The organism is uncultured Campylobacter sp. (assembly GCF_938045405.1).
Classification (GTDB): domain Bacteria; phylum Campylobacterota; class Campylobacteria; order Campylobacterales; family Campylobacteraceae; genus Campylobacter_B.
Genome location: NZ_CALIMW010000160.1, coordinates 1 through 10,723, shown reverse-complemented (window position 1 = coordinate 10,723; position 10,723 = coordinate 1). Strand labels below are relative to the sequence as shown.

The 10,723-nt window shown below is 47.1% G+C and carries 9 protein-coding genes and 1 pseudogene; 5 read left to right on the top strand and 5 right to left on the bottom strand.

The features are described 5' to 3' along the window. From Q0140_RS06170 to Q0140_RS06160, 3 genes and pseudogenes are all read right to left on the bottom strand, one after another. Window positions 1-884, bottom strand: an 884-nt coding sequence (locus Q0140_RS06170) for a ribonucleotide-diphosphate reductase subunit beta (protein ID WP_297962845.1), incomplete at its 3' end; no start/stop codon positions are given. Between the two features lie 451 nt (window positions 885-1,335). After that, window positions 1,336-2,058, bottom strand: a complete 723-nt coding sequence (locus Q0140_RS06165) for an anaerobic ribonucleoside-triphosphate reductase activating protein (protein WP_297962843.1) — start codon at window positions 2,056-2,058, stop codon at window positions 1,336-1,338. A gap of 17 nt (window positions 2,059-2,075) precedes the next feature. Further along, window positions 2,076-4,388: pseudogene (locus Q0140_RS06160) on the bottom strand (ribonucleoside triphosphate reductase). 171 nt (window positions 4,389-4,559) lie between these two features. On the opposite strand from Q0140_RS06160, the gene Q0140_RS06155 reads away from it, so the two are divergent. The 5 genes from Q0140_RS06155 to Q0140_RS06135 all read left to right on the top strand — a co-directional run bounded on the left by Q0140_RS06155 (window position 4,560) and on the right by Q0140_RS06135 (window position 8,605). Then, entirely contained in the window at window positions 4,560-5,192 is a 633-nt protein-coding gene (locus Q0140_RS06155) for a hypothetical protein (RefSeq protein ID WP_297962841.1), read from the top strand. Window positions 5,193-5,243: 51 nt separating this feature from the next. After that, a complete protein-coding gene (gene rpsU / locus Q0140_RS06150) occupies window positions 5,244-5,456 on the top strand; it encodes a 30S ribosomal protein S21 (protein ID WP_005869392.1) in 213 nt (70 codons plus the stop codon). Between the two features lie 263 nt (window positions 5,457-5,719). After that, complete coding sequence (locus tag Q0140_RS06145; RefSeq protein ID WP_297962839.1) at window positions 5,720-6,313, top strand: hypothetical protein; 594 nt, start codon at window positions 5,720-5,722, stop codon at window positions 6,311-6,313. Between the two features lie 76 nt (window positions 6,314-6,389). Then, window positions 6,390-7,379: a hypothetical protein gene (locus Q0140_RS06140; RefSeq protein WP_297962837.1), complete on the top strand. Its 990-nt coding sequence runs from the start codon at window positions 6,390-6,392 to the stop codon at window positions 7,377-7,379. A 68-nt stretch (window positions 7,380-7,447) separates the two neighbouring features. After that, the gene (locus Q0140_RS06135) at window positions 7,448-8,605 is read left to right on the top strand and encodes a hypothetical protein (RefSeq protein WP_297962835.1); all 1,158 of its coding nucleotides are present in this window, start codon (window positions 7,448-7,450) and stop codon (window positions 8,603-8,605) included. Window positions 8,606-9,190: 585 nt separating this feature from the next. Here Q0140_RS06135 and Q0140_RS06130 read toward each other — a convergent pair. Continuing rightward, window positions 9,191-9,571 (bottom strand): CrcB family protein, encoded by a 381-nt coding sequence (locus Q0140_RS06130; RefSeq protein ID WP_297962834.1) that lies wholly within the window; start codon window positions 9,569-9,571, stop codon window positions 9,191-9,193. Between the two features lie 356 nt (window positions 9,572-9,927). After that, complete coding sequence (locus Q0140_RS06125) at window positions 9,928-10,659, bottom strand: sulfite exporter TauE/SafE family protein (RefSeq protein WP_297962832.1); 732 nt, start codon at window positions 10,657-10,659, stop codon at window positions 9,928-9,930. Window positions 10,660-10,723 lie beyond the last annotated feature (64 nt).

Below are 10,723 nucleotides of genomic sequence, written 5' to 3'. Positions count from 1 at the left end.
CCGATGGCAAGCAGGCGCTGATCGACCAGGTAGTGGATGTATTCTTCGATGATGTCGTCCGTAAAGCCCATGATTTGGTTATCCGTGATGTATTTGCCCCAATCGATCTCTAAGCTCCCCGCCGTCTCGAACATCTCGTAAATTTTATCCACGTTGCGCTTGTTAAACAGATCGGCGCGCTCCTTGCGGACGGAATTTATCATGTTTTGAAAGAGCAGCAGATGCGTGATCTCGTCGCGCTGTATGAAGCGGATCATCTGCGCGCTGCCTAGCATCTTGCCCGCGCGAGCGAGCGCATAGATCGAGGTAAAGCCGCTGTAGAAGTAGATCCCCTCTAAAATTTGATTCGCCACCATCGCGAGCAGCAACTTATCGTCGCTAACCTCGCCCGCAAGCTCCTCATAGACGCTTGAGATGTAGTCGTTTTTCCTGCGGAGCATATCGTCGTGCTTCTCCATCTCGTAAATGAGATCGGTATTTTCACAGATCGCCTCGACCATGACGGCGTAGGATTTGCTGTGGTTGGCCTCCTCGTAGGCTTGGCGAGCGAGCACGGCGTTGATCTCCGGAGCCGTGATGTAGGGGTTGATATTATCGGCGAGATTGTTGGTCTGAAAGCTATCCATCGATATCAGCTGGCTCCACACGAGATCATACATCCGCTTCTCGGCGCTTGTGAGATTGAAGTTATAATCGCGCACGTCGTCGGTGGTATCGACCTCTTTAGGAAACCAGGTGTTGGCCTCCATCAGATCCCAAAGTTTCAGCGCCCATTGATATTTCGCCTTAGTAAAATTTAAAATACCCTGCGGATTACCGCCGAAGACCTTGCGATCGGTAAGCGTCTCGTCGGAGAAGGGGTTGTAGATTTTTTTCCTATCCATTTTTTGCCTTTTTAAAAATTTAGGGCGTATTGTAACGAAAAAAATCTTATCGAAGGCTTTGCAGGTGAAATTTAAAAGCGTGAAATTTCACCCGTAAAATTTGCGCGGAATTTTATAAGACGCACACAGCTCGGCAGGAGCACATGGCGGAATTTTGCGACTGAGCGAGCAAAAGCTAAATTTTATACCGGCTGCATACTTGGAGCTTTGAAATGAAATTTTATGGCGAAGCTTTGGGATAAAATTTTATGATGGAAGAATTTTATGATGAAATTTTAAAGGCATGCGGTGCGATTCCATCTATTTACTTTTCGCCAATGCCTGCAGCAAGCGCCATTACGGCAAACGGCGAGGCGGAATTTTATCGAGGCACAATATACGCCGGACAATGCGCGCGCTAAATAAAATTTCATCGCATTCATCGCAGCAAGACGCACGCGACAGCGCAAATCTAATCAAAATTTCGAAGTTCGATCTTTAGATCGGTACGGATTTTGCTCGGATCAAAGCTCGCAAGCGGCGCGTCTAAATGGCCGAAATTATCGCCTGTAGGCAGGAAGCTTTGCAGATAATAGACGCCGCGGTAGCCCTCGCTGTATAGAATTTGCGCCATCTGCTCGATCTTTGCTTCGTTTAAAAAATCGGCATGCACGGTCGTGCGCACCTCAAATTTAAAATTTCGCCGCAGCAAAAGCCTAAGAGTTTGTAGAAATTTATCATATAAACTTGATTTCGTGATGAGTTCAAAATCCTGCCGCGGCGCCTTAAAATCAAGCGCGATATAATCGATCAGCCCTAGGCTTAGCGCCTCTTCGATCTTTTGCGGATTTGAGCCGTTGGTGTCAACCTTGAGTAAAAAGCCTCGCCGCTTAACTTCGTGCGCCAGCGGGATAAAATCGCTCGCACAGGTGCATTCGCCGCCGCTAAATACGATGCCCTGAAGCTTGCCCGCGCGCGCATCCAAAAAGCGCAGAAACTCTTCGTTTGAAATTTTACCCCGTGAAGTAACGATTTGTGGGTTGTAGCAGTAATTGCAGCGCATATTGCAGCCGCAAAACCACGCGATCGCGGCGATGTGATCGGCAAAATCAAGCATCGTAAACGGCGTGATCTCGTAAATCTGCGCGTTACGCAGGTTTAAGGCTTGCGGCGGCTTCGTATGCGTTTGTTGCATTTGGCCGGTAGCGGCGACTAGGCGATCTGCTTTTTGTCTTTTTTCTCTTCAAAAAAGACGCGCTCTTTGTGTTCGCCCTTCTTTCCGATATTAAAGCTCTCTACTGGGCGCAAATAGCCCATTACTCTTGTGTAAACGACGCATTTTGTGCGTTTTGCTTCTAACTCTTTTGGAAATTCCATTCTCCATCCTTTCATTAAGATTAAAATTTAAATCGCTATTTAGGCGCCCTTGCTCTGCTTGGCTTTGTATTCCGCGAGTAGCTCCTCGTCGCATTTCGGACAGTATTCATGCTCGCCCGCGATATAGCCGTGCTTATGACAAACGCTGAAAATCGGCGTGATCGTGATATAAGGAAGCTTGTAGTTTTGCACTACGCTTTTTACGAGCTGCTTACACGCTTGAGCCGAGCTGATGCGCTCCTTCATATACAGATGCAGCACCGTGCCGCCGGTATAGGAGCTTTGCAGCTCGTCCTGCATCGCCAGAGCTTCGAACGGATCGCTTCCGAAATTTGCCGGAAGCTGCGTCGAATTGGTGTAGTATATGTTTTTATCAAATCCCGCCTGGATGATATCTACGTAGCGCTTCTTATCCTCTTTGGCGAAGCGATACGTAGTTCCCTCGGCAGGCGTGGCTTCGAGATTGTATAGATTGCCCGTGCGCTCCTGAAACGAGCGGATCTTTTCGCGCAGATACTCAACCATTTTAAGGGCAAATTTACGCCCGAATTCCGTCGTAATATCTTCTTTGTTACCGCTGAAATTTCGTATCATCTCGTTTGCGCCGTTGATACCGATGGTGCTGAAATGGTTATTAAAGCCCGGCAGATAGCGCTTCGTATATGGATACAAGCCGCGCTCGAACATCTCGGTAACAAATTTTCGCTTCTTCTCAAGCGTCGATTTAGCAAGCTCTAAAAGCTCATCCAGCCTCGCATACAGCGCCTCTTCGTTATTTTTATACAGATAGCCTAGGCGGGCTAAATTTATCGTTACGACGCCGATGCTTCCCGTCATCTCCGCGCTTCCGAAAAGCCCTCCGCCGCGCTTAAGAAGCTCGCGCAGATCAAGCTGCAAGCGGCAGCACATCGAGCGTACGGCGCCAGGTTTATACGCCTTTGGATTGGGTACGCGCTCGCCCTTTTCATTCGTGATATATTGCGAGCCGATAAAATTTTGAAAATAGCTAGAGCCTACCTTGGCGGTGTTTTCAAATACCGCGTCGGCCGCAGGCGTATCCCAATCAAACTCCTCCGTTAAATTTACCGTAGGAATCGGGAAGGTAAACGGCTGGCCGCACTTATCGCCTGTGGTTAAAACCTCGTAAAACGCGATCACGATGCGGTTCATCTCGGGCTCGAAATCGCCGTAAGTCAAAGCCTCGAGCGAGTCCTTGCCGCGCCTTTTAGCCTCGGCCAAAAGCTCCTCGTCGCGTAAATTTTTAAATAGATGCTCGTTATTGTGCGTAGGGATCTGAGTCTTTAGATCATCCGGGCAGGTCATATCGATGGTGACGTTGGTAAACGGGCTCTGCCCCCAGCGCGCCGGGACGTTTAGGTTGAACACGAAGCTCGTGATCGCCTTTTTGACCTCATCGTCGCTTAATTTATCGCGGAAAACGTATGGCGCTAGATACGTATCAAAGCTGCTAAACGCCTGTGCGCCCGCCCATTCGCTTTGTAAAATTCCAAGGAAATTTGCCATCTGATACAGCGCTTCGCGAAAATGCTTCGGCGCCTTACTCTCGACTCTGCCGCGCACGCCGTTAAAGCCCTCGTTTAGAAGCACGCGCAAGCTCCAGCCCGCGCAATACGCCGTAAGGCAGTCCAGATCGTGGATATGATAGTCGCCGTTTCGGTGCGCCGCGCCCTCCTCGCGAGAGTAAATTTTATCTAGCCAGTAGTTTGCGATGACCTTGCCGGCGGTATTGTTTATCAGGCCTGCGTTTGAGTAGCTGGTATTGGAATTTGCTAAAATTCGCCAATCCTGCTTGCTGATGTATTCATTGACCGTCTGGGTGCAGTTGATGTAGGTCGTATCCTCCTCAAGCCCCAAAATGTGCTCGCGCTGCATCTTGTGCGTGTGTCGGTAGATCATAAAACTTTTCAAAACGGCGAAATCGCCCGCTTCGAAGAGCTTTTTCTCGATGAGATCCTGAATATCTTCGACGCTTAATTTCTCTTTAAAAACGATCGCGCTCATTACATTATTAAAGACTTTTTCGTCAAACTCGCTACCAACGCTTTTGTAGGCTTTTTTGATAGCATCTTTTATTTTGTAGGATTGAAATTCTTGAAAACTTCCGTCTCTTTTAATGATTTTTTTCATAAGCACCCCGAGAATTTTCTGAATAAATTGGCAGAAAGTATATCAAGGAATCTTTAACTCAAAATTAAAGGAACGAGCGGAATATCCGTTACAAATTTTGCTTATAAAAAACGAAATTTAACCAAATCTCGCTATAATCGCGGAGTTTATTTTATAAAATTTGGAAATGCTATGAAAAATTTTAAAATAAGTTTTTTCGTGATTTTACTATGTGTCTTTTTAGCAGGCTGCGCTGCGCTTAAAGGCTCTAAAAGCACGGATAATTCGGCGCTTACTGGAGGCATCGACCACGCTGGATATCCAAACGCATATCTGGAGCGCATTGCAGGCGAAAGCATCGCTGATCTACTCTCAAAGCGTATTGTCGGCAAGAAAGGCGGTAGATTTAGTATCGTCGGCATCGAGCCACTGGATGGAACGAACGCGCACGGCGTGGATGCGGAATTTTTGAGCAAAAAAATTAGAATTTCACTGCTGCATTCAGGCAAAGCAGTCGTCACAGACGCTCCAAGCAAAGACGAACTCGTATTTAGCAACGATGGCGTAAGCCATGGCTATCACACCGTAGAAAGCGGCTCGATCTACGCGCCGGATTACATCTTGGTAGGTAAAATTTTACCGCAAAGTCCCGCTGTGGCAAACGACGGTAAGGCAGGATCTAAAAAATCAAAAAGCTTAAATTCTGCAGCTAAAAATTCTACTGCACAAGCAAGTGAAAGCCTACTTTTAGAGCTTTCGATGATAGATACTCGCAACAACAAAAGCGTGTGGAAGTATAAAAAAGCGCTTCAAAAGCAAATTTAAGGAATTTTTCGCTAAACTCACGATTCATTTTTTTGAAAGGCGGTGAGGAAAGTGCCTGGAGTAAAGGTATATCCGAACGAATCATTTGACGAAGCTTACAGACGCTTTAAGAAGCAGACCGATCGTAACCTAGTCGTTACCGAGGTCCGCGCGAGACGATTTTTTGAGCCGATGACGGAAGTCCGCAAAAAGCAAAAAATTTCAGCTCGCAAAAAGATGCTTAAACGTCTTTACACGCTACGTCGCTACGAGTCACGCTTGTAGCAGTCTGCGCGGATTTGTAAATTTTAAATTTGCAGATCTGCGCGAAATTTATCTCAAATCTTTTTAAATTTATAGCCCGTTTAAAATTTATCCACCACGTCAGCGCTGGAATTCCGATCTAAATTTTAAAATTTATCTCTTAAATTTATCCGCCCTTATACGGCACTTGCCTTGTACCACGTCGGCGAGCCACTAAATTTTGAAATTTATTTTTACCTATTCGTTTTTTAGATATACTTCTACATAAATTTCAAGGAGTAACCATGGACTTAAACGACTACCTGCACACTCAAGATCAGCAGCCCTCAAACCCGCAAGAAAAAGAGATAGCGCTCATCAAATACACCTTCATCGCAGCCTGCGCCTTAAAAGCTATAGCCGAACTGGTGCTATTGCTATTAGGAATTTACGGTGGATTGGGAGTGCTACTAAGCGCAGCGGCATTCGTGCTTTTTATCTTTAGCATTTATAACATCTCCAAGCTTACCGCAAGCCGCAGCCTTTTGCGTAACGCAGCCATTGCCTTTGCAGCAATATTTATAGGCGTATTGTTATTTATATTTTTAGCGGGCGGCATCATCGCTCAAATACTACTTGCATTGGGATTCATCGCATCGTTTCTGTTTTTTTATAGATTTTATCAGGAACTTACTGACACTAGCGGAGTCGCGATATTTTCATATTGCTTTATTGCGCTTGTACTTGCTGCTATTGCAAATGCGTTTTTGGCGCGCTTTTCACTGCCTGCTACGGTGCTGCTCAGCTTAGCGGCTCTTGCGCTTAACGCTTTTGCTATATTCAGCGTAGAGGGCTTTTCTCGTTCGTATTATTCTTATGATTTTAGAGGCAAGAGATAAATTTTGATTGCTTGATCGGCTGATAAAAAATCGGCAGAGAGCTAAATTTTTAAAATTTAAAATCAAGGAGCAAGCCGTGGTCTATTTCAAACACATATTTCTCGCGCTGTTTTGCGGGGTGCTGTTTTGCGGGGCGCTTTACGGCGAAAATCCAAATAAAATTTCAAAGCAAAATTCTGAATCCGACTTCATCTGGGGCGTTACGATCGACGACGGCTGGTACGAGGATGCGCAAGACGCCTCGGGCGCGAAGCTACAAAGCATCGTGCACGCCCTGCAAGCCCTGCCCGTAAAGCCGACCGTGCGCGTCGTAATGTCAAAAGAAATTAGCCCGCGCGAGTACGAGCCTCTTTTTAGGCGACTTAGCGAGGTTTCGTACGTGATGGCCTGCCCCGTGGACTCCTACGAGATGAGCTCGTACAAAAGCGTGAAAAGCTACGAAAAGAGGTTCGCGGACGCCTTCGCCGCGCTCGCGCCCTACGTGCAGATCTGGGAGATCGGCAACGAAATAAACGGCGAGGGCTGGCTGGGGGATGATACGAATTTCATCGCTACCAAGATGATCGCAGCCTTCGAGCTCATCCACAAAAAGGGCGCCAAGACGGCGCTTACGGCGTATTATACGCCGAGCGGAGCGCAGAAAACACAGATGCGCGAGTGGCTGCAAAAATTCGTGCCGCAGGATATGAAAGAGGGGCTGGATTATCTTTTCGTAAGCTACTACGAGGACGATAACGAGGGCTTTGCGCCTGATTGGAGCGAAATTTTTACCGATCTGCAAAGCACCTTCCCCGCTTCAAAGCTCGGTATCGGCGAGTGCGGAAACACGGCGTCGGGCGCTACGCAGGCGAGCAAAAAGGCGATGATGAGGCGGTATTATACGATGCCGCGCTACGCGAAAAACTACGTGGGTGGGTATTTTTGGTGGTATTTCGTGCAAGACTGCGTAAGCGGGGCGGGACCCGGCGCTTCAAACGGCAGAAATCGCGGCGCACGCGATAAAGCGGAAGCCGCGGACGAGCTGCTAAAAAGCCTTAGCGAAGTAATAGGCGAAGCGTACAGATAATGCGCGGAGGATTTCAAATTTAAAGCAAAATTTTATGCTTTTTAGGTGCAACGAGGTAAAATTTAGATATGAAAACTTTTATAAAAATTTTAAAAATTACCGCCTTGGTCGTGAGCGTTGCATGCGTGCTTTTTGTGCTGTATATATTTGTGATTTTAAATTTGCTTTTTTCATCCGATACGCCCGAGGGTTGCGATCCTAGTATGCCCACTAGCGCTTGCGATTATATCGATGAAAAATTTGAAAAAGAGCTGCAAAATTTGCCCCCGGTCGCCGCTCTGCCACCTCTAGACAAAAGACCCGTATTTTGGCTAGGCGAGAAAAAATTCGCAGGAGGTGCGAAGTTTGATTATCTATACATTAAGGACGATTTTGGGGTCTGGCTTAGGTATAAAGACAGCGATAGCGACGACTTCTTGCTACAAAAAGATATGCCAGAGCGCTACTATGGATACGACGAGATCGATCGTTCGCCGGACGAAAGGTGGGTGAGTAGAGAGCTTGGATATTATAGCTACGGCATCTACGATATTTCGCTTTTTAAAAATGAAGCCAAGATATTTTCTCAAACGGCGCATAAGGTCGTGAGGAAATTTATCGGTTTCTTTAATCTACACTCTATGAGAGGCACCTCTTTTGCGGCTCCACAAGGCACCGAGGAAAATTTAAACGCTATAAGCGAGCTTCAAACTCCGCTTGCAGTTTTTCCGCAAAAACCGAACTACTCTGCGCTTGGTTGGGCTGATAAATCTGAAGCCAGAGGCTATGTCGGAGATGAAATAGCCAAAAAACTCGCTCGCAACGTCTTTGAGATAGAGGGCGATGGGTGGCGACAGACCATCCGTATAAACAGCCGCGCCAAAGATATAAAGGTAATCTGCGGAGATGAAATTTGCCTCGCGCTTGCCTTTGATGAGAGCGAAATCAATAGCTGCGATAACGACGCTGCATCCACGGCAATTCATACGCTAAATTTAAAGCAAAAATTTAATAATTTTCATACGCTTACTAGTAGGAATTTTAACTACGTAAAGCTCGGCGATAAGTATACTTTAGACGATGTGGAATCCTTTAAAATAGTTTTATCAAGGTTCAGATATATCGAGGGGTATAACAAAGGTCGCGAAATCACGGACTACGAGGTTATCTTGCGAAATAGCGAGGGCGAGCAGGTCAATGAAATTTGCAGAAATGAAATTAAGAGGGCTCGCAGCCGCTTGCGATAAATCTAAGATAGTGCTGCAGGATTTGACACATAAGATCGTGATTTCGGGCGCTTTAATTTAGCTTCTAAAATTTACGTGAGAATTTTAAAATTCTAAGCTTCAAGCTTTAAAATTTGTCCGCGGAGGTTTTAAAATTTATCGCGCGGCTTAGGTTTATTTTATCCGCGCCAAGACAGCGAAATTTTTAGGGCGTCGCGATAACTAGGCGCAAGATAGCGAAATTTCACAAAGCTACGGCGAACAAGATACGCAGAGAATGCACGCAAATTCAAATTTATCTGGATTTTGCCAGCCTGCCCGACGCCGAGCACCATTATTTAGCTACAATCCCTCTCGCTCGCTTTACTTTTCGCTCGTCTTACGATTTGCTCGTCTTATAATTCCTGCTTGATATTGCACTTTGCGAAACTACTTGCTGCGCGCCCTTTCGCAAAACTGCACGGCATGTGGGATTGTGCCCATCGCTCGCAGATTTTGCAGCACATGCGCGCGATAAAATTCCGTAGCGCAGGCACTTTCAATAAATTTTGATTTAAAAGCGCAAACATAGAGGCGATTTAAATTTAAAGCTCACGTGCTCCACGGCTAGCCTGCAAGCGCTCTGCCCGCGAGCAGCCCAGCGTAGCAAAAAAGCATACAGGCGCATACGCTTAAGACCGCGTTTAGCACACCGATAGCAAATTCTCGCGCCAGCAATAATTGCAGCGTATCGTAGCTGAACGTAGAAAATGTCGTAAAGCCGCCCAGCGCGCCTGCGATAAAAAATACCCGCAGGCTCTGCGTTAAATTTAGTGCGAGTAAAAACCCTATCAGCAAGCTTCCCAGCGCATTTACGCAAAAAGTAGCGATCGGAAACGCGCTCCAAAATCCGGCGCGATCCATTGCACGCGCGATCGCTCCGCTTAGGCCTACTCGCGCCATCGCGCCTACACAGCCGCCTAGCCCAGCTAAAATCAAGTTCGTCAATCCAAGTCCTTTTAAAATTTGTAAATTTTATTTCGCCATCTAGCCTCCATAGGACGAAAGATGTGCAACTTCGCTATTTTAACGCGATTAGTTAAAATTCTGCTTTTAAAATTTACTCGCGCTTTTTGAAATTTCGTTTTAAAATTTTACTCGCGCGACGAAACGCGACATTTTACGCAGCGCGGCAAAACGGCGATCAAACGCGCGCAGTGTAAGAGGACGGCAAAGCAAAAAACTACGAGACGCAAAAGGATAGCGTAGCAAAATAGCGCGAATGCTTAAACCGCGCTTGTAGCAAAACCGAGGCAAGGCAAAACTATAGCGCGGCAATCGCTACAGCGCTACTACAGCGGGCGCTACTGTAGCATCTTTTTTAGCGCCAGTGCAAATAGCACGACATAAAGGACGAGCAGCCATTTTTTCTGCGTTTCGCGCTTTGCACGGCGAGCCTGAGAGGTGCCGAAATACACGCCCAAAAGCCCGCCCACGGCTAGCAGCGCGCCGCGTTCGTAATCTACGTGACCGTTGTACGAAAGGCTCAAAAGCGCGCTAAATGAGCCGAAAACGATAAAAAACAGCCCCATGCAGACCGCTCTTTTGATATCGACGCCTAAAAATCCGACCAAAATCGGCGTCAGAAATACCGCGCCGCCCACGCCCATGCTAAGCGCGATCGCGCCGATAGCAAAGCCGATGAAAAACAGCACCGCGCCGTGGGGATCGGCGTTACCGCCGCTTGTTACGTTCGTGCTAAAGAGCTTGAGGAATGAAATCGCAAGCGTCAGCAAAAGACCGATCTCAAGCACGATTTCTGGCGAGTATTTTACGATGAAGCCCGATATGCTCGCGCCGCACAGCCCTCCGAGCCCCACCGCGATGCCGCTATCTAGGCGAAGCTTGCCCGCGCGGTAGTTCAGATATGAGCCGAAAAGCGAGACGATGAACATCTGCATCACCGAGATGCCCGCGGCGGTCTTGACGTCGTAGCCTAGAGCCATCATCACGGGCATTACGACCGTGCCGCCACCGATACCGAAAAAGCCCGATATGAAGCCCACGACAATGCCGATAAAGGGGAGTTCTAGCATTTTTGATCCTTAAAATTTGAAGCGAAGTTTATAGCTTTAAAATTTAAAGCTTGCTAAATTTGCG

Coding starts and splice junctions, on each gene's coding strand:
- Q0140_RS06165 (WP_297962843.1), bottom strand. CDS start 2,058: ATGCAACAAACGCATACGAAGCCGCCGCAAGCCTTAAACCTGCGTAAC.
- Q0140_RS06155 (WP_297962841.1), top strand. CDS start 4,560: ATGAAAAATTTTAAAATAAGTTTTTTCGTGATTTTACTATGTGTCTTT.
- Q0140_RS06145 (WP_297962839.1), top strand. CDS start 5,720: ATGGACTTAAACGACTACCTGCACACTCAAGATCAGCAGCCCTCAAAC.
- Q0140_RS06135 (WP_297962835.1), top strand. CDS start 7,448: ATGAAAACTTTTATAAAAATTTTAAAAATTACCGCCTTGGTCGTGAGC.
- Q0140_RS06125 (WP_297962832.1), bottom strand. CDS start 10,659: ATGCTAGAACTCCCCTTTATCGGCATTGTCGTGGGCTTCATATCGGGC.